Origin of the sequence: Candidatus Latescibacter sp. (genome assembly GCA_030692375.1) — a bacterium.
Classification (GTDB): Bacteria; Latescibacterota; Latescibacteria; order Latescibacterales; family Latescibacteraceae; genus JAUYCD01.
The window spans coordinates 1-24820 of sequence record JAUYCD010000018.1 but is presented as its reverse complement, the minus strand read 5'-3'; the positions used below and the strand labels follow the sequence as shown (position 1 = coordinate 24820).

The window sequence follows — 24820 nt, the reverse complement described above, 5'->3', positions numbered from 1 at the left end:
CATGTGATGCACTATCACTTTTTCAAATCCTTTCGAACCGCGATATAGAGCATCTTCACCTGCTCGGTCTTTGACTGGTTGATATTGGAGTGGGTAGTCTTCCCGTCCTCCGGTATCATGTAGGCCGTTCCCGGCGGCTGCATGCGGATCTGCTTGCCGAGGAATGCTATATTGTTCCCCTTGATGGTAGTCCATATTTCCTCGGTGCCGCGTCCATGGCTGTGGGGATGTCCGATGGTCATGGGATCCATGGTGAGTGTGATGATGGCGTAGATGGTAGCGAGGCCGTCACGGCCCGTAAGCAGGTCACGCTCCTGGTAGCACCAGTGGCCGTCCTTAGTGCCGAGGGGAAACAGATTCTCGTTTTTAACCCGGATTTCTTTTCCGGGTTTGAAACCTTCCGGCACCGGGTCGGAGATGACATACATGGTCAGCGGCTCGTCGCCGGTATTGGTCATGGTGAATTCGAGGCCTTCCGGGACAAAGAAGCAGATGCCGTCGAAAAGATCGGCTGTTTTTCCGCCTCCGGTTACCGTACCTTTTCCGGAAAGAACATAAAAAGCTTCCTGCTGGCCTTTGAGCGCGGTGGGAACGGTGGTGTTGTGAGCGGGAAGGGTACCGTACGCGAAACGGTTCACATACTCCATCACCGCGCCACGGCGGGGGGGAGTAAGAGCATTCCCTTTTGTCAGAATATCCCGCTCGATCAGGGTGCCGTGGGTCACCCGGGGATTGGATTCGGTCCAGCATCCCATGAACATGTCGATATCGGCATCCTTGCCGGGCGTATAGGGAGAACCGTCCAGGCTTTGGCCGGACGCGGCGGTTTGAATCGCAAGAAACATCAGAAAGCTCAGGGTATATGCTTTGACGGACATGGTTTTCTCCTTGGTTGTTATTTTCTCACCTCGTGATCTTTATAGCGAGCGAAGTATAACAATTTGATCGGTTTGTCAGAAGTATTGATGTTGGCGTGGGGAGTGTTTCCGTTGGGTGGGATCATATACCCGGTTCCGGGGGGCTGCATGCGGATCTGCTTGCCGATGAAAGCAATACTGGTCCCGGAGATTTCAGTCCACGCCTCTTCGCAGCCCGTGTCATGGCTGTGGGGATGGGCGATGGTCATGGGATCCAGCGACACGGTAAGCACCGCCTCCAGGGTTCCGAACCCATCGGCGGCGGAAAAGAGTCCTTTGACGATGTGGCACCAATGGCCGTTGGTGGAAGTAATGGGGATGGTGTTTTCATCCCTGACAAGTATGTCCTTATTGGGGCGGAATCCCTGGGGAATCGGCTCGTTGACCAGGTACATGGTGAGCGGTTCGGAACCGGTACTGGTCATGACGAATGTAAGATTGGCGGGCATGAGAATGCAGATGCCTTCATAAAGGTCAACGGTCTTCTTGCCTGTTTTGATGGCGCCTTTGCCGGAAAGGATATAGTACACTTCCTGCTCGCCCTGAAGGGTGACCGGACCGGTGGTGGCCTGCGGTTCCAATGCGGCATGGCTGAAACGATTGCAGTACTTGAGCACCGCGCCTTTTGCCGGCGGTTTCATCGGGTCGCCCCTGGTGAAAATCGCTTGTTCAGTCAGGGCGCCGTAGGTTTTTTTCGGCGCGGAGTCTTTCCAGTTCACCATGTAGAGATCGATATCAGGGTCTTTCCCGGGAGTATAAGGACTCCCGTCCAGCGTCTGGGCAGCCAATAAACAGGGCAGGCACAGAGTAAAAAAGAGTCCTGCCAGCGTAATTTTTCGTACCATCGCATACCTCCGGCATAAAGGTGATTTTTGTTGAGAGAAACGTGTTTGTGAGCATTTTCCTCAAGATACACAGGTATTTCGAGTTTTGCAAGAGTCGTCTGGAGGATAAACAGTTTTTTGAAACTTACCCTCCGATAAAGTATGATGAATAGAAAATATAGAATTATTGAGTAATTGATGATGCGGCAAAAAGTATTAAAAAGCTCTCTGAATTGACGAAAACCTCACCCGGCCTTCGGCCACCCTCTCCTATCCAGGAGAGGGTAAAAACATAGCCAGCAATGAGTTACCCCCTCTCATGACTAGGAGAGGGGGACGGGGGGTGAGGTTTAAAACACCATAAAATAATGTAAAAATTACTTTTTGCCGGATCATCAGTAATTGATTAAGAAAAACTGAAAATAATCATTTACAAATGTTAAAAAAGTATTAAATTTATATTAGAAAGTTATCAGCTTCTTTTCTGCATAGTGTTTTAATTCTTTATATACGGAATTGAGTGGAAAGGTGGTGATGAAAATCGGAAGTATTGTGGTAAAGAATCTGGTTTGCTGTGATTTTTCTCTTTAGAAGGAGATTCGTACCATGAAACGCTTTATTGTATGCGCATCATTGCTTTTATTTACTGCATCAACAGTCTTTGCGGCTGCCTTTACACCCAAAATTATGAAGCTTACCGTACCCCAGCAACTGAAATACAGCTTCGACGGCAAAAATCTTGCCATACCGGTTACGGTATCAGGCACTCCCGCCACCGCGATATTTTTTGTGTATACCAAGGGAAAAGCCGCATCGGTAGTAAAAATTAGAAACGGTTTCCTGGGCTGGCATTATATGAATCGTGTCGATACCTGCATGTATATGTCCGGCGCCCAGATGCTGGATATCGGAAGTAATGTGATGAATTGGGACGGCAAGGCGAGAGATCGCAGCCTGGTTCCGGCGGGAGATTACACGTATTATATATGGGCGTACGACAGCAGGTCTCCCAAAGAGCTCGTGAGCACCAAATTCGGTCCGAAATTTAATTGCGCCGGACATATTCAGCAGTATGACGCCAAGAACATGGTTATGGCCAACCCCGTATATTATCCTTCACCGGTTGCTGTACCTCAGCTTTCCGTGGCCAACGGCGGATATGACAGCAAAACCCAGAATCCCGGAATGAAGATTCGCGCCCGATGGATTATTGGAACCACCCCGCAGGACTCGACCATGATTGAAACAACCGCCTTCATGGGCTGGGGCGATGACGGGAAAATTGCTCTTATGCCAGGCGAGCATACAAAATTTTTCGTTCAGAACTACATTCCCAAAGCGGTGGTCCCCGGAGGGCTTCATAAAGTCCGGAAATACTCGTGGGTTCCCAACGGCACCAGCCAGCAGAAAATGGATTTCGGCACAGACGGAGAAGTGACTTTTGCAAACACTTCCACAGGATACGCCGGGCCGATCAGCGACAACCTGAGCAGCCTCTGGTGCATAGTAGGCGATAATGGCTACCCCGATATCTCAAATCCGGCAATGATGTACTATCTGGACCCCAATGACGGCACCGTGCTGCGGACCTATGACTTTAAGTGGTTGTGGTGGGATCCCACAGAAGTGGCAAAGGGATACAAATACCATGGCGGGCCGACCCAGGCCAATTACTCCAACGGCCGTATTTACAACCAGGGTCTATCTTTCTGCATGAAGCACTGCATCGATCCCACCCAGACAAAAGACTCTGATGTCACGTTATGGTATAACGGGAACGGCGATTATGTCGGTGACCGTTTCTGGGATCCGAACGCCGGAGCGAGAGCATGGTTGTGTTCCGGCGACAGCACCGCACCCTGGGTGTACGATTACAGCGGAGATCCGCTTGGATTTTCCATTTTTTCGACCTATGATCTGGGGGCTGTGTCTTTTGGACTCCTTGGTCCCGATGGAACGGGATTCGGTTATCTTGCTTACGCCGGGGATGTGGCCGGCCTTAAATACGGCCCTGTTATTGTCGACAGTAATACTGCATTTGACGGTATCTACTGCGACAATATTACCCAGAAAACTTATCCCACCAGCCTCTGGTATATCGCCAATGATTCCATTCAAGGCAGTATTTCGCAGTCAATATCGGTGAAGGAGGATCAGGTTGAGGCTTTCACCGTCTCCCAGAATACTCCCAATCCCTTCAATCCCGAAACCACCATCAGTTTCACCGTTCCAAAAACCGGAATGGTAAGTGTTGATGTCTTCAACGCGGCGGGCCAGAAAGTGGATACCATCACCAACGCGTTTATGACAGCCGGTTCACATTCCGTTACCTGGAATGCATCCAAGTTTTCCGCCGGAATTTACTTCTATACGGTAAAATCCGGAAATACTTCCAAGACACTGAAGATGACACTTTTGAAATAGGTCATTGCGCTGTCTTAATTTCTTCTGAAGGCCCGGGAATCAAATACCGGGCCTTTTTTTTTACTACTGCCATGGTGCATTCAAGACCGCAGCGATATACAATGTTATAACCCTATGTAGGCGGTGCTCCATTTGCTGCTGTTTCCGCCGGATGTGACAGTTCCTTCCATGGTGTTGCCGTTCACGGTGCCGGTGTATTGGGCGCCTCCGGCGCTGAAGCTGATCTGATCTCCGCGCAGCCTGCCATTTTCAATCGAGGTGTTGTTAGTGCCGGATTTGAGCGCGCCGGAAATCATCTGGAACTCCTGCTTGAGCGTGAGGTCTCCCTGAGCCAGCCGCCATGTGCCTCCCACTTTTGCCGGCACTATCCATAAAAGGGCTGTGTCCCAGGAGGAGCCGACATTATCAACCGTGGCGGTCTCATCGGCCTCCCAATCTTCCATGGTGAAAGTATTCGATACGATACGGGTGCCGGGCTTGAGATCGAGAATTTTCGGACGCAGTTTAAGATTGATCTCAGGCAAAAGAAACATGGTAATCACAGTCGCATGTGAGATATCGGTCTCGAACAGGTCGGCTTTGACGAAAGCAGCTTTATCGGAGACTCCTTCTTTTTCGGCGCTGCGCTTCGAAAGCTCCACCATGTTCGGGTTGTATTCGATGCCTATTGCCCGGGCGCCGCGCTTAGCGGCAGTAATAACTGTGCGCCCGTCGCCTGAGCCGAGGTCGATCAGGAAATCTTCCGGAGTGACCTTAGCCATGTCGAGCATTTTATTCACCAGCGCCTGCGGCGTCGGCACCCACACAACATCCTTGCCTTCCTGGCCGACATGCGGCTCGAATTGCTCTTTCTGCTGCTGCGCCTGTGCGAAAATACCGGCTGGTAACGCGAGCAGGGAGAGAGCCAACAACGACCTGCGTACTCCATGCGATATGTTCACGTTAATTCTCCTTTCGTGCATTGATGATAATCTTTTCTTTGATGCGACAAAATTTTGTCAGTTAGAAAACTTAAAAAACTGGTGAAGATCAATACTATGCCGGATAAAATAAGTATGGCGCGGGTTCCTATGCTCGGAATCAAATAAAAAGAAACCAGGAGAGCTCCTGTGACGCTTCCCATGGTAGAAACCGCATAGATATTTCCGACTGTCTGCCCGATGGTTGTGAGTTTTGCAGTATTTAGTTTAATGACGAACGGGGTTATCATACCGTTTAACACGGAAGGGATCATGAAAAAAGAAATACAGGCAATGAGTGAAGAAATACGCAATTCCAGATCCCATGCAACGATAATCCTGCTGACCGGAATTTGGATAACAGGTATTATCAGGACAAAAAAACTCGCGCCCAGAATCAGCAGTGCGAGTATTTTAAAGGACGGCATTCTATCTGCCAAAAGACCGCCGAAATAATAACCGATGCTCAACGCCAATAAAAAAACGCTTATCAGGCTCCCCCATACATAGATCGAATTCCCGAAATAAGGAGCTAAAACCCGGCTGGCAATTATTTCAAGTCCTAAAAAGATTCCGCCGCCTAAAAAAGTAATCATGTAGATAAGAATTTTTGTCAGCATAGTACCTTTATATACGGTGCGACTTATTTTTTACGTTTTTAAAGATGCCAAAAAAATACTTCTTTCATTTCTGGCTCGTTCATCACCGATCAACGAGTGTATTAACCGGAGCATAATCATCGGTCAGGATTTGAGTATCTTTCGGCCAGGAAAGATTTCTATCATACGTTTTATCAAATATTTCGGGGAGATTCAATTCTTTATACTGAATTGTATCTTGTGTTTTTACCATACAGCATCGCAATGATGATTCATCGGATTTTTCCCCATTCCCGGAAGTAATAATAATTCTGTTACCCGATTTATTACCCAGATAGCTGTCAAAATGACCGAATACATCTTCATAGGTCGCAGATTCTCTTTCATACAGTTTTTGCGATGACCACGTATTGGAAACAACGATACCGTTTTTCTGTACATGTTCTTTTACAATACCGAGAAATTCTTTCGTTAAAAGATGGAAAGGTATGTAATCTCCATAATATGCATCTAAAATTATAATATCATATTTATCTTTGTCTTTCATGAGAAACCTTCTTCCGTCCTGAATAACCACCTTCATATTTTCACCCGTTTTAAAATCAAAGAATTTTTGAGAACATTCAAGAACGGTTTTATCCAATTCAACTACGGTAATTTTCAAGTTCGGGTAATATTTTCTCAAATAATTCGCCACAGTTCCTCCGCCCAGGCCGATCAAAAGTGCTGTCTTCGGATTCTCGACATATGCGGTACCCATGATCATCATTCCGGTATATTCCAGAACATGGTGATAAGGCTCAGCTTTATCCATCGCGCTGAAACAGGTTCTTCCCCCAAATAATTTCAGCACCGTACCTTCCTGACATACCTTAATCGTTTGATAGATCGAATCTTTCTGGTAGAGAGTCTTAGAGTCAGAGTACGGCGATCCGGCCCAGGATAAACTTACAGCAAATACACCTGAAATAAAAAACACTATAAAAAAAATTCCTTTTGCCATTCGGTTCGTTCCTTCAAAAGCCTCTCCGGTGGTTAAAAAGTTACAACGGAAGACGTCATGCCGAACCTGTTGCCGCTTCGCGGGAACGATGAAACCGTTTCGGCATCTATTTTCTCCATTGCATACATATATTAGCAACAGGAGCACTATGAAAAATTGTATTATTTGGTTATGTCGTTAAGTCAGCAACATACAGTAAAACAGTAAATATGAGAAATTGGGTGCTCCTGTGTCTTTTAAATATCCCCCCTGCCTTCGGCATCCCCCCTTATTAAGGGGGGAATTTAGGGAGAGGGTTCTGTCAAATCCTAATAAATGTTTACATAAGTAATAGGAACAATTTTCTTTTTCCCCCTTAATAAGGGGGGTAGGGGGGATTAACCTTTCGGATGATCACCTTAGCTTACTTAAAGACATACCTGTTTTGTATTATTATCATGCAGCCCCTGAAACGAGTTCAAGTCTGTATAATACGCACAACCGCCCTAAAGTGTCAAGCTCCCTTATGAGAGCAGAAGGAAATTTTAAATAAATTCCTTTTTTTCACTTACAACTGTGCGGTCATCCGTATCTCCAGCCGGGTGTTCAGGGAAGGCGCTCCGGGAATGGTGTGATCACGGTAAGATACTATTACCCGTAACCGGAGGATGAGCACAGATGCCGGATAGCAGTCCATTGCGAAAGCGTTTGATACGCTGTTGTACCGTGAATCCGGGAGAAAGCTCGTGCCCCGGGAGAAAGTGAAAGAAAGGTCATTCCTGATCTCGGCGGCAGACAGCCCGGAGCTTTGCCGCCCCATGCGGTAGGTGCAGCCGAACAGGGGCGAGCAGAGGGTGGAATGTTCCCTTATATTTCCCAGGCGTTTTTCTTCCTGGAGCCATGATACGGTGCATTTGGTCTGCAGCTTGTCATTCCAGCGGTTTTCCAGCCAGACAAGGGGGTTGTCGCGTGTGGAGACGGAATACTTTACCTTTTCCTCCTGATCTCTGATATATTGCAGGGTGAGAAGCGAAGACATTGAAGGCCGGTATTCCACTTTCTGGTTTATTCTATGGATGCCGGTATCGAGCCGGCTGCCTAAAGTGCGGTCGATGATCGCATAGACATCGATGCCGCTGGAGAGAAAAAGAGACCCGGATGGTCTCCATTCCCCGCGAGCCTGGTAAAGCGTACTGTTTTCAGAGGTCGATAATTCCCGGACCGGCCAGGACCCGGCGAGCGTGTCAATCCAGGGGGTATCCGCCGGGGTATTACCCTGGTAGCCGTTGAAAGATGGCTGGTAGTTGAATTCGAAGGTGAACGGAGTGAGCGGGCGGTACCACTGCCCGGGGAAAAACCTCAGGCTGGACTGGAGGTTGCGGTCGAGCGAGCGGCTGCGGGTGTTCAGTCCGGGCGCGGAGAACGATTCGTTGATTTCCCCCTGCGAGCGGATATTCAGGTTCATCCCCCGCAGACGATCAAGGGTCATATCCAGGAAGAGTTTCCGGCGGTTGTTGAGCAAATGGCTGCCCCTGCCGGAAAGTACATCCTCTGCGCGGGTGCTCATCCCCCGATAGTAGGTATTGATCTGGATAAGATTCGCCGGTGTTATGTCAAACCGCAGGTAGTTATGATCATACACCTTTCTGGTTTCATCCGGAGTCAGTTCGCCCGAATCCGTCACACGATCCTCATAACTTCGCCGCCAGACCCCGTATAAGCGCATCGCTTTGAGCGGTATCTTCTCAAGAAGAATACCCGGAACCTGGTATTCCATCTCTCCCTTCAAAGTCTCCTTGCGGGATTCATACGCTTGCGCCTTCAGTGTCCGCGACCGCGCGGAAAGAGAGAGCGCCGGAAGGAGGGCTTTGTTAAGCACGATTTTTCCCCCGAGATTCTCCTCTGTGCTCTGCTTTCCATGTCCATCCGCCGGGGAGCGCTCACGGCTCCAGTCGGCGGAAACGTCGAGAAAGGCAAAGGGATAGAGTGTTCCTCCCGCCCCCTCACGGTCCTCCAGGTTCCCCAATTGAAATTTTTGGGGGAATAACGGCTCGAAATTCCGATCATACCGCTCATAAAGCGAAAAGAGGCGCATCCTTGAGGAGCTGGCATCTGTTCTGACCGCCATGCTGTTTCCCGCCCGTAAAGCTCCCTGGGTGCGGGCAAACTGGGGGGTGAGCACGAAATCCATCCCCCGCGCCTGCCATCTGAATTCGCTGAAAGAGTCGATGCCGCTGTATCTTTCCCGATACCCGCTGTCTCCGCCCTGGTCGAAGGTGAAATAGCTGACTTCCATCTGCATTTTGTCCGAGGGACTGAGTCCGGCGCCGGCCAGATTGAAATTCTCCGTGGAATCGCGATAATACTCATAAGCGACTTTGATCTCGCTGTCTTCTGCAACCGTACCTTCCTTGATGATGAGCAGGGCGCCGCTGGTATAATCGAGCACATAGTCATCTCCTCCGGTCAGGGTCTCGCCATCGACGGTGCATGTTTCCGACCCGCGGATGAGGTGATTGTGTTTCAGGCTGAAAATAGCTATCTCTGTCTGAAATCTGATGTGCAGGGAGTAGTGCGAAAGCGGGTGGCCGCGGTCGTAAGCCGATGAAGGGAACGGTTTCGGGGCGGGGAAGGAGAGAATTCCCTCACGATAATCGATCCGCTCCGGGTCGACTCTCCCGTCGCCGTTGTCATCTAGGCCGAATTCTTTCAGAGGGTGTTGGGCGCCTCCTTCATCGAGAATCTCCAGGCTGAACGTGGAGGGGATGATCTGCATACCGCCGATAAAGTAACGGTTTACAAGGCTATTGTCTACCGACTCCGGCTTTTTCAGGACGCTTTCAAAGGGCGAGCCGCCCGAACTTCCGCGGATAACCACAGCGGCGGCATCACTTACCGGGGTGAGGAAACGTATCACTCCCAGCCGGTAATCCATGGAATATTTACTATACTGGCCGAGGAGGTCGAAATCGCCGCCGATTCCGGCTATGGTGGTATTACTGATGGTATTGGCTGTGTTGTCGGAAGTGTCGCCGTCGTCCATGTACACTTTCTCCGAGCCTTCGTCTACCGAAAAAATTCCGATGCCGGAAAAGACGGGGAAAAAGGTCTCCCGGATATAGTCCGTATCCCGGAGGAGAAGATCGCCCTTCTGAAGGTTGCCGGTGAAAAAATCAGTTTCGAATCCGGTGGTTTTTTCGCCGCTCCATCCACGGGCGGTAACCAGGCTCCGCTTATACCGTTCCGTTTTGGGGCCAGCCTCCAGGAGCGCCGAAGACCCGTATATCCCGAGCGAGGGGATAAGGCTGTTTTTCCCCTGTTCATACCGTACATCGCCCAGGTTTATCTCCTGGACAAGATCGCTCCGGCGCCCTTTGTATCTCATGCCGTGGACGGTGCGGCTGAAATCGGTGTCATTGTAAAACCCGTTCAGCGTCCGGCCCCCGGGAAAAGATAGCTGAGCTTTAAGATCGCCGCGCTTCGCGGTTTCCCCGGAAGCGTTACCGAATACATTTCCGTATCGGTTGTCGAAGGATTGCTGGTCAAGGTAGGTAAAACGGCTGCCGCTCGCACTGAGCTGGAGATCCGGATTTAACTTGATATAACTCCCCTTCTCACGGTCAAGGGACAGGATGGGGAAAACGCCGCTGCGGCCGGAACCGGTCATTTTTTTTACCGTATAGGTATACCACCGGTTTTCATAAGGTTTAAAGTAGTCGATCGCGTCGGCATTGATGAGAAAGGTCATTCCTGAATAGGACGCAGCCGCCTCATAGTTTTCCGAGGAAAGTCCCTGCGCCCGGTCATAACGGCGCCAGATATTTTCTGCTTCATCGTAGAGGGCCACCCCACGCTCGGTTGCAAACCATTTCTTTTCCCGGGTGAACGAGAACGCTTTCACCGAGCGGCTCGGCAGGTTTATTTCTTCCTGATAATTTCTCCAGAGGGAGCTGCCGGGGTCATAAAGAAGCACACCTTCACCGCCGGCCAGCCAGAACTGGTCATTATCCGCCGCGAAATCGCGGATGTTCTCATAGTTCATCCGGGCGTCGCCGGTAAATGACAGGGAAGTGTGCAGCTTCTTGTGAAATCGGCTCATACCTCGGTCGGTGAAAAGCCAGAGGTATTCGGCGGTCGGATGGATAACCCGTATTGTGTCCGAAGCGATACCTTCGCCTTTTCCATAGTAGCGCCATTTCTCGAAACGGGTGTCGTATTCGGCCAACCCCTTGCGTGTGGCAAAATATACGAGGTCGCCGTCGACAGCGATATCGTACACGGTGGAATCCGGCAAACCTTTTCCCGGGACGAAAGTTTCCCACTCCTGTATGATTTTGTCGAACCGTGCGGCGCCCCGGTCTGTACCGGCCCAGACATAATTTCCCCCGCTGGCCAGGGACAGGATAGTTTCGCTCGGAGGCCCGCTCCCGGCTGTGAAGGTCACCCATTTGTTCAGTCTGAGATCGCCGTAGGACAGGCCTTTCGCGGTTGCGGCCCAGAGAAATTCACCGTCCCAGAGAAGGAGACGGATGTCATTGGAAGGCAGGCCGCTGTGTTCGCCGTAAACCGCCCATGTGTCTTCAGAGGAGTGATACTGGTAGAGACCCTGGTGGGTTCCGATCCATAGTTTGTCATCAACCACGAGATGGGGAAACTCACCTTTCGGCCAGACCGGCCGGTTCTGAGCGGTGAGGAGATGAGACTCTGAAAAGAAGAGGAAAATGGCAAGGGAAAATGTATAGCGGAGTGTAGAGTTCATGAACCGTGGTCTTACCTGACATGACGACATATTTTATTGAGTTTCTTTTTAAAGATAGATGCCGAAACAAGTTCGGCATGACACGTGTCATCCTGAACTCGTTTCAGGATCTGAACACTCAATACATGCGCAATTATTTATGTCGTCAAATATAATTCAGAGAAGAGCCTTTTATTTCAATTTATACGCTTTCCTTGACAACAGCCATCTTTGTCACATCTATTTTCCCTACACCCAGGGTATAGGCATGGGAAAGATGCAGCACAGAACGGGCGTCAAGCGACCGGTTGTTCCAGGCCGCCAGAGAGACCGCATAGGCATCGACCGCAAGGGGGTCGGTTCCGGCAATGACGGTGCGCAATTCCTGGACTTTCCCCGGGCCGGTTGGTCCGGCGGTTATCAGCGCGCGGCTGGCGTCCAGGATGGTAAGATGCGGGCGCATCACGGTCGCCAGCTCGGCAATCCCCCAATGCAGATCGGCGCCGGTATGAAAAAATTGACGGTCCCAGATGAGTCCCATAAGATTTTTCAGACCGAAACTCACCTCGGTGGCGCTGTGCGACTTGGCGCAGGGCAGGTTTATCACCACGTTGCACCTGCCGATCAGCCTGGCGATCATGACCTTTTTCAGCGCCTTGCCGTGCGGAACCTCGATCTCGGTGAAAGAGCTCTCGCGGTCAAGAGAGATGATCTTTGCCTTTTCACTGCCTGCGAAAGCCGCCTGTATTCCTGTTGCCTCGAAACAGGCGGCGCTGCCGCGCATCGTGTTATCTGCTACGATGACCCTTACCGCGCCCGCTTTCAGTGCCAGCTCCGCAACCGCTTTCACCAGTTCGGGACTGGTCGTGCTGCCCATGCGGGGAGGATTGGGGAACGAGACGTTCGGTTTGAGGAGAACGGTGTCATTCGGACGGACAAAACGTTCCATTCCCCCGAACAGTTCTATTGCACGCGCGGCCGCCCTGGCAGTATCTCCCTGCACTACCGCAAGGTCGATAGTTCCGGTGTTTTCTTTCGCCCCGGCAGGCGAGGGAAGAATTGTACCTGGAAGGAGACCGGCGCCGATAACTCCTCCGGAGCATATGATAAAATTTCTTCTGGTATACGGTGTATTCATGAAAGTCTCTGTTTTTACTGGATTTTGCTGTTCACATTTCCCGCGAATGTTTTCAATACATCCAATGCTTCGTCCTGCCCGGTAGTGATGGAAAGAGAAACGAAGTATACGGATTTTCTGAACACAATTTTCTGCGAAAGAGGAAATCGCTCGATACGGGCTTCTTCTCCCGCTCCCGGACTCCAGATAATTGGATTGACCAACTGCAGGACGATCTCATTAAAGAGTGACTGAGCATGAGCGGGAGTTCCCATGTCGAAAACCCGAAGCTCTATGGCGGCGCTTATAGTAAGAACCCGGCCCTCGTACCGCCGCATCGCCGCCTCGATGAACCCGTTCCGGGTATAGAGCGGTTCTTCGCCGTCGATATGGGTATTGAGTTCTCCGCTGCTGCCTGCTGTCCAGGATACTCCGCCTCGTTTCCATCCGCTGATCTCGTCATCACGGGTCAATATATCTTCCACAGTTACCGGTTTGGAATTGGTGACCGAATCCTTGGAGCAGTTGAAAAGAGTTACTGAAAGTAAAAACAGGAAGATGAAGCGCATTTTCATGGTAAATCCTCAAGGTTATTATTTGAGCAACTGCATACAAACAATCCCTCTATGTTTATCGATTAAAAATCGCCCGAAATATATCCCGCTAGCTGCGGGAAGACCCTCTTTTGAACGGCCGTCCCAGTTCACTCGATACAGCCCGGCGTTCTGGCGTTCGTCCACCAGGCGTCGTACGATGGTTCCTCGGATCGAATAGATATCGAGCTTCACCGCCGCAGGACGAAAAAGCCGATAGGAAATTACCGTTTCCACATTGAATGGATTGGGGGTATTCTGAAACACCCGGAACACCTGGGGCGCGGTTTCACCGCTTTCAAACTCTTTAACTGCCAGCTTGGGATTTTGAAGCCGTAGTATCTCAATCTGTCCGAGGTCTGCGATACCAAGTGAATAGGGCGCCTTTGCGGCGGTGGCGATGTGGGTGGCGATTTTGAGTGTTTTGCATCCGAGATTTCCGATTTCCTGAGTACATACCGCATCATGCGCCACCGGGTCACGGCTCACGATCAGTGATTTCGGGGTGACCTGGGGTGCGCCGCCGGGACCCCCGGCAACGATGCCCCAGAGAGCATCGCAGATGGAGATGACCTGTTTGGTACGGATGGGAGACAGATTGTTGAGCGCCGCAATGTAAGGATCGCAGTAGCCGCCGTGGAGACCCCCTGGGTTATTGCAGGTGCCATAGTGGTTTTTCATGCTGAATGTCACACCCGCCATGTCATGGTTTTTAAACACCGAGAGATTGATAAGGTAATCGCACATGTCGGTAATGATACGGCTCAGACGCTGAGTACTGCCGGCCACATTATAATTTATTGTAGAGTAACCGATTCCGGACTGATCGGTGCCGAAACACCGTATACCGGTTGTTCCGGTATTGATTGTGTAACCGGCGCGGCGGAGTTCGCTGACCGTGCGGTCCCAGATGATTATATTTCCCTCCGGGAAAGCGCTCCCTTCCACTTGCATACGTTTGAGCGCGCCTGCAACGGCCATTGCAGTCTTCGGATGACTGGAGAGCGCATCATTGATGCAGTTCACTTTTATTCCGATTACGCTTTTCCGGGTGATTCCCGGGAACAGGCTCTGCCAGGCCTCAAGGGCGCTTTCCATTCCGGTGATGCTCTTGAGGGCGGCATCCAGCATGACCTGAACAGTATCCTGGTTGATTACACTGCCACTGAGAGCTTTATCGTCTTGGACCACCACCACTGGAACCTTGCCTGCCGGTTTTTCCAATGCCTGTGCGGAATTATTGAACGATGATGCAAAGAGGGGAAATCCTGTTATCCCTTTGGCTGTGTGATCAAGGAAAGTTCTTCTGGAAAACTTTTTCATTTTTACCGTTCCTGCGAAGCAGCAACTCCTGTGGAGCAACGACTTCCCTTACCCCATTCGGGGTAAAGGAAACGAGGGAAAGAGGGCTGAAGTTACATAACGCCCCTTTTTTATCAAGGTTTCAGGAAATATATCTATTTTTTTACTGTTTCAATATTTTTTTCGTACTATTTTAATCCATCAGGCGAAATACCGGATCGCGTTATATATCTAAAAAGGGAGGCGTTCGATATGCAGATCATTACTGTAAGAATCGATAAGCCGGAATCGGTGAACTTCATTTTCGGCCAGACGCATTTCATCAAGTCCGTTGAGGACATCCACGAAGCTTTGGTTGGCGCTGTTCCGGGCATCAAATTCGGCCTGGCCTTTTGCGAAGCCTCCGGCAAATGCCTGGTGCGCTGGTCCGGCACCGACGAGGTCATGATCGAACTTGCGCGGGAAAATGCTCTTGCCATTGCCGCCGGCCATTGTTTTATCATTTTCCTCGGGGAAGGATTCTACCCGCTGAATGTGTTGAACACCGTGAAGATGGCGCCGGAGGTATGCCGTATTTTCTGCGCCACTGCCAACCCGACCGAAGTAATTCTTGCCGAGACGGAACAGGGGAGAGGCGTACTGGGGGTAGTGGACGGCTTTCATTCCAGAGGCATTGAAGACGAGGAAGAAATACAATGGCGGAAAAATTTATTGCGCAAGATCGGGTATAAATTATGAAAAAAAAGTTGGATTCTTTACCTGCTTCTGAGTACTCTTGCACTTTAGCCCCAATACGGTTCACTTTAACGAAAAAGTACAAGATTTTTAAACCACGAACCACACGAAAGGCACAAAAAATGATTTTATCAAAAAGCAAATTTCGTGTTTTTCGTGATTTTCGTGGTTAAATGAACTGTATTGGGGCTAAAGGGTTTGTTCAAAGGGAATTTTATACAATATCCACTCCTTTTTTCCACCCCTTTCTACTTCAGGTATGCAATAATCGGATGAACCTAAAAAAACGTTTATTTACCTTAACTTTACCCATTTTTTTCTTGACAAATAGGAGTGCCTCCGAATTTATTTACTTCGGCAGAATCATGATAAAAAAAATATTGGTTTTTAACGAAACCGGGAACAGAAATCCCGATCAAGCTCCACAACCGGTAAACCCATCAAAAAGGGGAAGTTTTTATGAAACGATTCAACATCGCGCTCAGTATGGTTAGTGTCTTGTTGCTTGTTATACCATCAGCAGCACAGGCACAGGGTGAAAAAGTTCGTGCGAGCCTCAAGGCCAGTGTGACTCAAAGGCTGGGAATCGATACCGATATCACTATAGATTACAGCCGGCCTGGGGTCAAAGGAAGAGTAATTTGGGGCAAACTCGTGCCCTATGGATTGGCGCCAGGCAACAACTACTCAAAGGATAAGCCTTTTCCCTGGCGTGCGGGAGCGAACGAAAATACCACCATTCAATGCACCAAAGATATCCTCGTTGAAGGAAAGAAACTGCCGGCAGGCAAGTACGGCATCCACATGATACCATCGGAAAAAAACTGGATCATCGCATTCAGCAAGAAAAATGATCTTGATGGAAGCTATCTTTATAACCAGGAAGATGATATTTTTAGAATAACGGTGACACCGATCAGTTCTCCTCACCAAGAATGGCTGTTATACGGATTTGACGATTTGTCTGGAACATCCGCGACAGCATTCCTGCACTGGGAAAAGCTGAAGGTTCCTTTTAAGATTCAGATAATACAGTAAGGCGAGAGGACATTGAACACTCAAAATGATGAAAAAACACTCCTATAAATCAATATTCTTTACGATTTTTGCGGCATTTCTTATCTCGCATCACGTCATTGCACAGCCCGGTGCAATAAGAGACTCGGGCGAATTACAGATAGCTTTAAACAAGCTCACCACACTTGGAAGCGTTTTGTATATAGGCGCCCATCCGGACGATGAGAATACTGCGGTCCTGGCGTATCTGGTGAAAGGGAAAAAATACCGCACCGCATACCTGTCGCTCACACGCGGCGATGGCGGCCAAAACCTGATCGGCTCGGAAAAGGGAGTCGAAATCGGCATAATCCGTACCCAGGAGCTTCTGGAAGCGCGTAACATAGACGGCGCGGAACAGTATTTTACCCGGGCAATCGATTTCGGATATTCGAAGACAGCCGAAGAGACATTCAATTTCTGGGACAGGGGAAAAGTTCTTGCCGATATGGTATGGGTAATCCGGACATTCTGTCCCGATCTTATTATGACACGGTTCCCTCCGGGTCAATCCGGAGGGCACGGTCACCATGCCGCTTCAGCGCTGCTTGCGCTCCAGGCATTTAAAGCCGCAGCAGACCCGGCGCAATTCCCGGAACAGCTCAAATTCGTCAAACCCTGGAAAACACGGAGAATATTCGCGAACACCTTCCGTATCGAGCAAGGTGATAAAAATCCTTTAATCAGAGTAAATGTCGGCGAATACAATCCGCTTCCGGGCAAATCATATACCGAAATCGCCGCTTTGAGCCGGTCCATGCACAAGACACAGGGTTTCGGCGCCGCCGGCCGAAGGGGAATTCAGTACGATAATTTCGTACTCGTTGACGGGGATCCGGCCTCAAACGACCTTTTCGAGGGCATCGACACCACGTGGAACCGGATTCCCGGCGGCCAGCGGACAGGAAAGATGCTTCAGAAAATTCTGAAAACTTTTGACCCTCAGAACCCTTCCAAATCTGTTCCTGATCTGTTAGCGGTCTATGAAGAGCTGAACAAACTCCAGGAGAACGAGTGGGTCGCGGTAAAACGGCAGGAATTATTGAAAATCATACAATCCTGCGCAGGCCTCTGGATCGAAGCGGTGTCGACCGGTTTTTCCGCTGTTCCGGGGGAGCAGGTTCCGTTCCGTATAACAATGGTAAACCGATCTGATCTGCCTTTGAAGCTTGGGAAGGTCAGTTGTCCTGAATGCGGCTTTACATCCCTTGAAAATCGCGATCTGGCCGATAATGTTCCGGTGACCGTCGAAAATACCCTTCACATCCCGGCGGCATGTCCGATTTCACAGCCATACTGGCTCGAAGAGCCGTTTTCAGAAGGAATGTTCTCCGTTTCCAATCAACGGATGATCGGCCTCGCGGAAAATCCACCCTCGATTCGGATTCTCGTTACCGTGAGCTGCGGAGGCTTGTTCCTGGAATACCCGGCGCCTCTCATTTTTCGATGGACTGACCGGGTCGATGGCGAGCTGTATCGTCCGTTTGAAATCAGGCCTCCGGCAACGTGTAACTTCAATGAGAACGTTTGCGTGTTCGGGAACAACAGTTCCAAAAAAATTACTGTCGGGATCAAGAGCCATGCTTCAAACATCTCGGGGCTCCTCCGGTTAAGCGGTACTGACTCCTGGAAGGTCGAGCCGAAGACGATACCATTTTCCATCGCTGAAAAAAATGGGGAACAACAGGTTACTTTTACCCTGTCTCCGCCTGAAAATTTTGGTGAAGCGGTCCTTGTCGCCCAGGCTGAAATCAACGGGAAAACCTATGACCGCGCCCTCGTCGAAATCAGTCACCCCCACATTAAAAAGCAGGTGTATTTCCCGCAGAGCAGCATCAAGACTGTTAAACTCGACAGCCCGATGCCAGGGGGAAAAATCGGCTATGTCATGGGCTCGGGAGACGAGATCCCCGGTGCGCTGCACAGCCTGGGATACGATGTCGCTTTGATGGTTGACGAGATGCTTGCGGCAGGGGATTTTTCCTCGTTCGATGCCATAATTACCGGTGTGCGTGCATACAATACTCGTGAGATATTGAAAGCCACCCAATCGCGGCTGCTCGAATATGTCCGTAATGGCGGAACTGTGATCGTTCAGTACAACGTGCCCTCCGGTCTGCTCATGGGGAATTTCGGCCCGTATCCTTTCACCATCGGAAATGACCGGGTCAGCGTGGAGACAGCACCTGTCAGCTTTATAAAGCCGGATCACCCGCTTCTGCAAGTTCCGAACAGGATTACCGCAGCCGATTTCGATGGCTGGGTGCAGGAGCGGGGGCTCTATTTCGCCACACAATGGGACGAGCATTATGAACCGGTTTTGTCCTGCCATGACCCGAACGAACCCGATCGGAAGGGAGGAATGTTGTATGCCCGGTATGGTAAGGGTGTTTTTATCTATTCGGGTTACGCGTGGTTCCGCCAGCTTCCGGCCGGTGTTCCCGGGGCGTACCGGCTTTTTGTCAATATGATTTCATCGGGGAAAAATCAATGAATGGCTTAGAGAAGGAACAGAGAGAAAATAGTGAAGAGCCGCCGCCGATTCTGTCTTCGTGGAGATGCCTGTATACTCTGGTTCTGGCGAGTCTGGTTGCCTATATTCTTATATTCTATATAGTTACAAGGGTATTTTCCTGAGAGAGACATTTAATCACGGAATTCCTTGCAGCTTGCTGTGGGGTAGGATCCCCCCCCCTTATTAAGACGAGGGCGACAAAAGTAAAAAACTTTTATTCAACTTGAATGCATCAAAAGGTCTGTTAAAGGCGAACAGAGAACAGGACGGTTAAAAAGATAACAATGGAACCTGAAAACATACATCGAAAGCCAATTTGGGATCGGATTAGTGGAAAATACCCGTATTTTGGCGGCTATTTTCCTCCTCAAGGTATTAGATTTTGCGGCCTGGAGAATATTCCACCCAGCAAGTTTGAGAAACAATGCCATGAATACGGGCTTGGATCCCCGAACTCGCAACCGATGCAGGCCGAGGCAGGATTTGATGCGCGAAAAGGTTCCTTCGATACCGGCTCGTTTGTTGTATACGGAACGGAACGCGGGGGTCTGTTCCTTCTGGAGGCGCGCGGCGTTACGCCGTTGAGCAGGGGTGTGATGGAACGTACGGCGGTTACCCTTTCCGGTAGTGGGGCATTTTGCAAAGCTTGGACAGGCTCTGCACAACGCACCGTCAAAGATGGTGCGGGTCTTCCCCGTGGACAGGTCATGAGTGGATTCCAGAGGCGCATGACCTGCCGGACAAAGGTGAACGCATTCTGTGAAAGGGTCGATGTCAAAATCGTCTACATGCATTATCTCATCATTGCGTCGGGACCGGTTGACCGGGCTGATCAATTCCATTTCTTGTGCTTTACAATTCTGGACATTGGCGTCGCTGCCATAGGCGGCATCGCACAGCATTATTTCAGGAACCAATCCAGTTTCCTGAAGGTCACGGCATACGGGAAGGACAGCCTCACAATCTGGTTCGGCCGCCGTTTGCGGGATAACCGCTGTGATCAGCTGCACATCACCTTCCGTACAGGTCTCGGCGACCTGCACCTGGTATCCCGGCCCTTTCAGGCCGTCATAGGTGGCATCGGGGTCGGAAGGGTTCTGAAGCACTCGGCCTCCCGCTTTCTCTTTGATTATCACCCGTTTCTCTTCTACCGTGCATTGTTCGTTGAACACCCGAACCAGTTGCTTAAACGTCGTCCGATCAGCGTGATCGGTATCCTCAAACCATTGAATCAACATCAGCATATCCTCAGCAACCTGTTGACGAATCAGCTTCCGCGATTTGATGTCGTTCACCGTGTCGCCGAACAACCGGTTGGCTGCCGGGGCATATCGCGCGAGCAATTCTTCAGGCAAGGCTTCATAAGCAGGGACATCATGCCGATGCACTTGAGTCAGGAAACGCTTGACTACCACTCCCATCAACTGTGTCCGCCCAAACTGCGCCATATTGCTGAATATATGCGTGGAATCCAATCGCTGCCGGCTCACGTCTTTTTCCAGTGCTTCAACCAGTGCTTGAGTCACATCGTGAAACACCTTCTCCGCAATGTCACACTCACGAAAAATCGCCAGATAACGATCCAGCGTTCGCGAAGAAAGACTTTGCCCGCCCGGCTCCAGATTGAGCGCATACTGGACGCCCAAATTAATCATATATTCTTCCGCTGCCTGCTCGATCGTCCAGTTACGAAACTGCATGATGAATACCAACCCGGCCATCGAATACAATTCCTTGGTCGACCGTCCTTCACTTTCGCTGAATTCTCCAGCAATTGTGTCCACAGGCATCGTAGCGAGTATAACATTCCGGAATACTCCCTGCCAGCCGTTGACTATGCGGCGGTAAGCCAACTTCGAAAATACCCCCGTATAAGAGTCAATCAAACTCGTTTGTCGTGGATCTACAATATGTTGCATGGCGGCTTTATCTCCTTTCATAACAATACCTTAAGTATAATAAATCTAAACCGCCATGTCAAGCTAAATATTCATTTATTTTATTTATTTATAATAACTTATGTCAATATTATCCTTTTGTCGCCCTCGCCTTATTAAGGGGGGAATTTAGAGAGAGGGTTCTGTAAAATCCTAAGAAATGTTTACATAGTATTAGTAACAATTTTCTTTTTCCCCCCTTAATAAGGGGGGCAGGGGGGATTTACCTTTCGGATGATCACCTTAGCTTATGTAACGACATACCCGTATACAATTATTTCTAAATTTGAGGCTTTTTCCCCTTAGGGGGAAGGATGTCAAGTAATGGGACAGAAAGGGGGCTTCTCCCAGTAAACACGACTTTTGCAAAAGCCTCTTTACAATAATATTACCCATTTCTGTGATTTACTAATAACTCTGGATTGATGAATTTTTAAGAGAAAAACTTATGAAGATCAAGGAATTGATAAGGGATTTTTGTGAACAGCACTTAAACGATGAATATGAGGGATATGCCCAAAAATTATGCGATAAACTCGGAAGGAAAAAAAAGCTTACCATAACCAGGGGCAGAGAGGAAATCTGGGCTGCCTCAATTATTTACGTCATTGCCCGTCTTAATTTTTTATTTGACCGTGATCAAGAATATTGTATGAAGACTGACACGATCTGTGATTATTTTGGTGTAAAGAAATCTACTGTTGTTAATAAGGCAGCTCAAATCGAAAAAGCCTGTAAACTTGGACTGGGAGAAGAAGGATTCTGCCGCCAGGAAATAACCGACATGTTCACTTTTGTTGAATTTCCGGGAGGAATAATCATGCCCAAAAGCGCTCTATCTAAACTAGATTTAGAAGTGGAATTCGTCGAAGGTAAAGAAGCGGAAGAATTGGAAAAATACTTAACCGAACAGCAGCGAATCAGAGAACAGGAAGCTCTTGAGAAAAAAGCTCTACGAGCGGAGATAAACCAAAAAAACGCAGAAGAAAAAAAGAAGAACCGTCAGAAAAATCAACTGAGTCTGTTTGATGACTCGAAAAAGTGACCTCCTTCAGGTAAAAATTTATACAGGAGATACCATTGCACCTCAGGAATATCACCCTCCATCCTGACAGATTTCCGACTGCCGAAGTATATCCGTTCAACATGCCCGTTTTTCTGGCGACCAGAAACCTGGAATTCCGCTCCCCGACAACATTTTTAGTCGCCTGTCCCGGAGCGGATATTTACTCGTTCGATTCCGCCCCGGTCAGCCGAATCCGCTATGAGGATGCCTGGCTCTCATCTCCGGCGCCTCAGGAGCGCCGACCGCTCAACAGAGCGTTTTGAACGAGATTCGCGCCAAACAATTCACTCTTGTAGACGAGAAAGGCAGTATGGTAACCATGCTGCGTGTGTCCGATAACGGGCCGGATTTTGGTATGGCAGACTTCAACGGCAAGCTGCGCGCCATACTGAGCGTGTCCAAGGATGGGCCGTCCCTGAGCCTGTTTGACGGGGAAGGCAAAGCTGTCGGGAAAATGCCGTAAACAGGGATACTTGCCGGGTCAAAAAAGGTAGAAATATATGGGGGAAATCCTATGACTTGCCCAAAGTGCGGCGCAAATAGCTACAAACATGTCGATCGCCGGGATGTGTATTTTTCATTTGTTCTATTCTTTTTTATCTGCGGTTTCACCGCTCTTATCTATGGTATATACAAAATGGTTCAAAAGGGGAATCATTGGTTTGTGATTTCATCAATGATTTTTTTGTTCATGATTATCGCTGTTTATCATTTACTTGAGAAAGTGAATGGCCTTGATAAAACCAATAAGTGTACCGAATGCGGGGAGTTTTATTGACCAATAGATCGATGCAGAACAGAGTTGATTGAATAGGCTAAACAATCTCTGCAGCTTTTGCGCTGCAGTCTTCGAACAAACCCTTACACAGACTTACGAAGGAGGCAATATGGTAATGTTCTGGCAATGTTTCGCGTTGTTTATGATCCTGGCAGTCAATAGTGTTGCCCAGGCGCAGGCGCCGGCCTACGGTAACGAAGTGACACTCGAAATGGCTAAGAAGGTCATGGCAGCAGCCGAAGCCGAGGCGAAAAAAAATAATTGGACTGTCGTGATCGCAATCGTGGACACACACGGACTGCTGGTCATGCTCCAGCGCCTGGATAACACGCAGACGGGGAGCGTCAAGGTAGCGATTGAAAAAGCCCGCACCGCTGCGATGTTCAAGCGGCCCAGCAAGGTTTTTGAGGACGCAGTAGCCGGCGGCCGTTTAACGCTGCTTGGAGTACCGGGCGCGACGCCTATCGAGGGGGGCCTGCCTTTGATGCAGGACGGCAAGATCATCGGTGCGATCGGAGTGAGCGGCATGAGCTCGCAGCAGGACGGTCAGGTAGCAAAGGCCGGAGCCGATGTTGTCGGGAAATGAAACGCTGCGGCTCTCTGCTCAAATCTGGATAAAGAAAGCGAGCAGACCAACTTTCCGTCAGGTAAGCTTTTTCCTCTGTGCCTTTGCCCCTTTGTGCCTATCTTTTTACTTTTTCCTCTCCACTGCACCGAGTTTGATCACCGGCGGGTTGTTGTATTCCCTGGCGGTCTTGAGGATGTACTCTTTGAATGCGGGGGCTTTGTTCAGCATCTCGCCCTCGCTCCAGCCGGCGGCGATGAGATATTCGAACGAGAGGTCTTTGCCTGAAGGAACCTTGAACGTATAGTTGCCCTGATGGGCCGGGACGAACTGGAACTGCGGCCTGTAGCTGTCTTTCACAATGAGCGCGGTGGCCACATACTGCACCCTGAGTTTGCTTAGTCCGGTCGGATCGTCCGGCGCGGTGACCTCATCGTTGCCGATGGTAATCACCGTATTGCCTTCATGGTAGGAATCATACTCGCCCACAATTTTCCGTATGCCGCAGCCGAACATGGTTCCGGGATTCCTGGGATTGAATGTCGTGTAGTGCACCTGGCAGATGGAGTAGTTCTGGTTTGCATAGGCGGTATAGATCTGCTCCAGCTCGTAGGTTCCGGCGCCGGTATTCCAGTTCATGGTCCTGGCCTTGATCATGCTGCGCATGGGGCCGTTGACTATGACCTCGAAGGCGTACCGGGTATCGGAAAGCTGGCCGCCGTTCCAGACGCGATCAGGCTTGAATTCGGTTTTCACCGAAGTGAACCGGGGACGGGAAGCCGAATCGGGCCTGGCGGGAACCTCGAACAGGCAGACGCCTCCCGCGCCGAAGCTGTCATCCACCCGCATGATATCGGAACCGTAATCGAAAGGCACAGCATACCCGTTGAGATTCTTCATGTAGAGTTGATCGGACATGAGCACATTCTTCCGTTTGCCGTAAAGATCGGCGTCAGTGGGATACCAGAGTTTCCAGCCCACATTGGCAGATTCCCAGAAAGGAATCAGGTGATGGGCATAGCTCCCGATGGCTCCATGGGTGCCGTGAACGTTCCAGCCTCGCTGTGAGAATCCGAAATAAAGGTACAGGGTCTTTGTTTCCTTGGCTTTCAGGTCGGTCATAAAGAAAAACTCGTCCCCGATGCCGTCACGGTCGATATCGTCATACTGGCTGTAAAGCTGGTGGCCGTTGGTTTCCTTCTGGATACGGTGGCCGCCTCCCAGCGACAGCTCTTCTTTGGTGGGCTGGGGAACTCCGGGGAGCGTGGGATCGATCACATTGATGGACAGATCGGTGATATCTTTGACGGGAAGCTGGCTTCGGGTGATGGTGATGGGACAGTTCTTCCGGTCGAAATCAAGGGTATTCACTATTTCGAGCTTTACCCTGACTTTCGGGGCGAAATCTCCCTCTGTGTACCAGCCGCCCTCCTGGGCGAATGCTCCCGTGACTCCGATAAGGAGCAGGCTGATGGAGAAAAGAAAGGTTGTGGCGGGGCGCATGGATTATTCTCCTTTATCTTTCATTTTTTTCTGGAAATTTAGTAATGGATATGAGTATAGTATACCCATTCACCGGTTCACAATGTTTTTTTATGGTAAAATACCTTTTCATTGAACAGGTATGTCGTTAAGTTAGCAAAGGTGATCATCTGATAAGGTTAATCCCCCCTACCCCCCTTACTAAGATACTATGGTATACCCGATGGGGAT

19 protein-coding genes are annotated in these 24820 nt (G+C 49.7%); 8 read left to right on the top strand and 11 right to left on the bottom strand.

Annotated elements, in window-relative coordinates; genetic code table 11:
• Nucleotides 1-14: 14 nt before the first annotated feature.
• Both Q8O92_01235 and Q8O92_01230 read right to left on the bottom strand, forming a co-directional pair.
• The gene (locus tag Q8O92_01235) at nucleotides 15-878 is read right to left on the bottom strand and encodes a cupin domain-containing protein (GenBank protein ID MDP2981937.1); all 864 of its coding nucleotides are present in this window, start codon (nucleotides 876-878) and stop codon (nucleotides 15-17) included.
• 17 nt (nucleotides 879-895) lie between these two features.
• Nucleotides 896-1762, bottom strand: a complete 867-nt coding sequence (locus Q8O92_01230; GenBank protein MDP2981936.1) for a cupin domain-containing protein — start codon at nucleotides 1760-1762, stop codon at nucleotides 896-898.
• A 585-nt stretch (nucleotides 1763-2347) separates the two neighbouring features.
• Here Q8O92_01230 and Q8O92_01225 point away from each other — a divergent pair.
• Nucleotides 2348-4165, top strand: a complete 1818-nt coding sequence (locus Q8O92_01225) for a T9SS type A sorting domain-containing protein (GenBank protein MDP2981935.1) — start codon at nucleotides 2348-2350, stop codon at nucleotides 4163-4165.
• Nucleotides 4166-4269: 104 nt separating this feature from the next.
• Here the strand turns inward: Q8O92_01225 and Q8O92_01220 are convergent, their stop codons facing one another.
• The 7 genes from Q8O92_01220 to Q8O92_01190 all read right to left on the bottom strand — a co-directional run bounded on the left by Q8O92_01220 (nucleotide 4270) and on the right by Q8O92_01190 (nucleotide 14476).
• Nucleotides 4270-5106, bottom strand: a complete 837-nt coding sequence (locus tag Q8O92_01220; protein ID MDP2981934.1) for a class I SAM-dependent methyltransferase — start codon at nucleotides 5104-5106, stop codon at nucleotides 4270-4272.
• On the bottom strand, nucleotides 5103-5744 hold the full coding sequence (locus tag Q8O92_01215) for a fused MFS/spermidine synthase (GenBank protein MDP2981933.1): 642 nt from the start codon (nucleotides 5742-5744) through the stop codon (nucleotides 5103-5105). The genes Q8O92_01220 and Q8O92_01215 overlap by 4 nt, the downstream gene beginning before the upstream one ends.
• Before the next feature lie 82 nt (nucleotides 5745-5826).
• Complete coding sequence (locus tag Q8O92_01210) at nucleotides 5827-6726, bottom strand: fused MFS/spermidine synthase (protein MDP2981932.1); 900 nt, start codon at nucleotides 6724-6726, stop codon at nucleotides 5827-5829.
• A gap of 547 nt (nucleotides 6727-7273) precedes the next feature.
• Entirely contained in the window at nucleotides 7274-11464 is a 4191-nt protein-coding gene (locus Q8O92_01205) for a hypothetical protein (protein ID MDP2981931.1), read from the bottom strand.
• A gap of 181 nt (nucleotides 11465-11645) precedes the next feature.
• Nucleotides 11646-12581, bottom strand: coding sequence for a DUF362 domain-containing protein (locus tag Q8O92_01200; protein MDP2981930.1), 936 nt, complete (start codon nucleotides 12579-12581; stop codon nucleotides 11646-11648).
• A gap of 14 nt (nucleotides 12582-12595) precedes the next feature.
• Nucleotides 12596-13135 (bottom strand): hypothetical protein, encoded by a 540-nt coding sequence (locus tag Q8O92_01195; protein ID MDP2981929.1) that lies wholly within the window; start codon nucleotides 13133-13135, stop codon nucleotides 12596-12598.
• Between the two features lie 18 nt (nucleotides 13136-13153).
• Nucleotides 13154-14476, bottom strand: a complete 1323-nt coding sequence (locus Q8O92_01190) for a DUF362 domain-containing protein (GenBank protein MDP2981928.1) — start codon at nucleotides 14474-14476, stop codon at nucleotides 13154-13156.
• 231 nt (nucleotides 14477-14707) lie between these two features.
• Here Q8O92_01190 and Q8O92_01185 point away from each other — a divergent pair, with 231 nt between their 5' ends.
• The 3 genes from Q8O92_01185 to Q8O92_01175 all read left to right on the top strand — a co-directional run bounded on the left by Q8O92_01185 (nucleotide 14708) and on the right by Q8O92_01175 (nucleotide 18740).
• Nucleotides 14708-15193, top strand: a complete 486-nt coding sequence (locus Q8O92_01185) for an adenosine-specific kinase (GenBank protein MDP2981927.1) — start codon at nucleotides 14708-14710, stop codon at nucleotides 15191-15193.
• 456 nt (nucleotides 15194-15649) lie between these two features.
• A complete protein-coding gene (locus tag Q8O92_01180) occupies nucleotides 15650-16228 on the top strand; it encodes a DUF2911 domain-containing protein (GenBank protein ID MDP2981926.1) in 579 nt (192 codons plus the stop codon).
• A 175-nt stretch (nucleotides 16229-16403) separates the two neighbouring features.
• Nucleotides 16404-18740 carry a PIG-L family deacetylase gene (locus Q8O92_01175; GenBank protein MDP2981925.1) on the top strand — a complete coding sequence of 779 codons (2337 nt, stop codon included), beginning with the start codon at nucleotides 16404-16406 and terminating at the stop codon, nucleotides 18738-18740.
• 239 nt (nucleotides 18741-18979) lie between these two features.
• On the opposite strand, the gene Q8O92_01170 is transcribed toward Q8O92_01175, so the two are convergent.
• Nucleotides 18980-20614 carry a transposase gene (locus Q8O92_01170; protein MDP2981924.1) on the bottom strand — a complete coding sequence of 545 codons (1635 nt, stop codon included), beginning with the start codon at nucleotides 20612-20614 and terminating at the stop codon, nucleotides 18980-18982.
• Between the two features lie 532 nt (nucleotides 20615-21146).
• Here Q8O92_01170 and Q8O92_01165 point away from each other — a divergent pair.
• The 4 genes from Q8O92_01165 to Q8O92_01150 all read left to right on the top strand — a co-directional run bounded on the left by Q8O92_01165 (nucleotide 21147) and on the right by Q8O92_01150 (nucleotide 23128).
• On the top strand, nucleotides 21147-21743 hold the full coding sequence (locus Q8O92_01165) for a DUF6398 domain-containing protein (GenBank protein MDP2981923.1): 597 nt from the start codon (nucleotides 21147-21149) through the stop codon (nucleotides 21741-21743).
• Between the two features lie 35 nt (nucleotides 21744-21778).
• Entirely contained in the window at nucleotides 21779-22027 is a 249-nt protein-coding gene (locus Q8O92_01160) for a hypothetical protein (protein MDP2981922.1), read from the top strand.
• The gene (locus tag Q8O92_01155; protein ID MDP2981921.1) at nucleotides 22024-22227 is read left to right on the top strand and encodes a hypothetical protein; all 204 of its coding nucleotides are present in this window, start codon (nucleotides 22024-22026) and stop codon (nucleotides 22225-22227) included. Before Q8O92_01160 ends, Q8O92_01155 begins: the two co-directional genes overlap by 4 nt.
• A 424-nt stretch (nucleotides 22228-22651) precedes the next feature.
• Entirely contained in the window at nucleotides 22652-23128 is a 477-nt protein-coding gene (locus tag Q8O92_01150) for a heme-binding protein (GenBank protein MDP2981920.1), read from the top strand.
• Between the two features lie 105 nt (nucleotides 23129-23233).
• On the opposite strand, the gene Q8O92_01145 is transcribed toward Q8O92_01150, so the two are convergent.
• Nucleotides 23234-24610 carry a DUF4861 family protein gene (locus Q8O92_01145; protein MDP2981919.1) on the bottom strand — a complete coding sequence of 459 codons (1377 nt, stop codon included), beginning with the start codon at nucleotides 24608-24610 and terminating at the stop codon, nucleotides 23234-23236.
• Nucleotides 24611-24820 lie beyond the last annotated feature (210 nt).

Excerpts from the sequence above, each read along its gene's own strand:
- Q8O92_01235 (MDP2981937.1), bottom strand. The coding sequence starts at position 878 with ATGTCCGTCAAAGCATATACCCTGAGCTTTCTGATGTTTCTTGCGATT.
- Q8O92_01230 (MDP2981936.1), bottom strand. The coding sequence starts at position 1,762 with ATGGTACGAAAAATTACGCTGGCAGGACTCTTTTTTACTCTGTGCCTG.
- Q8O92_01225 (MDP2981935.1), top strand. The coding sequence starts at position 2,348 with ATGAAACGCTTTATTGTATGCGCATCATTGCTTTTATTTACTGCATCA.
- Q8O92_01215 (MDP2981933.1), bottom strand. The coding sequence starts at position 5,744 with ATGCTGACAAAAATTCTTATCTACATGATTACTTTTTTAGGCGGCGGA.
- Q8O92_01210 (MDP2981932.1), bottom strand. The coding sequence starts at position 6,726 with ATGGCAAAAGGAATTTTTTTTATAGTGTTTTTTATTTCAGGTGTATTT.
- Q8O92_01205 (MDP2981931.1), bottom strand. The coding sequence starts at position 11,464 with ATGAACTCTACACTCCGCTATACATTTTCCCTTGCCATTTTCCTCTTC.
- Q8O92_01200 (MDP2981930.1), bottom strand. The coding sequence starts at position 12,581 with ATGAATACACCGTATACCAGAAGAAATTTTATCATATGCTCCGGAGGA.
- Q8O92_01195 (MDP2981929.1), bottom strand. The coding sequence starts at position 13,135 with ATGAAAATGCGCTTCATCTTCCTGTTTTTACTTTCAGTAACTCTTTTC.
- Q8O92_01190 (MDP2981928.1), bottom strand. The coding sequence starts at position 14,476 with ATGAAAAAGTTTTCCAGAAGAACTTTCCTTGATCACACAGCCAAAGGG.
- Q8O92_01185 (MDP2981927.1), top strand. The coding sequence starts at position 14,708 with ATGCAGATCATTACTGTAAGAATCGATAAGCCGGAATCGGTGAACTTC.
- Q8O92_01180 (MDP2981926.1), top strand. The coding sequence starts at position 15,650 with ATGAAACGATTCAACATCGCGCTCAGTATGGTTAGTGTCTTGTTGCTT.
- Q8O92_01165 (MDP2981923.1), top strand. The coding sequence starts at position 21,147 with ATGAAGATCAAGGAATTGATAAGGGATTTTTGTGAACAGCACTTAAAC.
- Q8O92_01150 (MDP2981920.1), top strand. The coding sequence starts at position 22,652 with ATGGTAATGTTCTGGCAATGTTTCGCGTTGTTTATGATCCTGGCAGTC.
- Q8O92_01145 (MDP2981919.1), bottom strand. The coding sequence starts at position 24,610 with ATGCGCCCCGCCACAACCTTTCTTTTCTCCATCAGCCTGCTCCTTATC.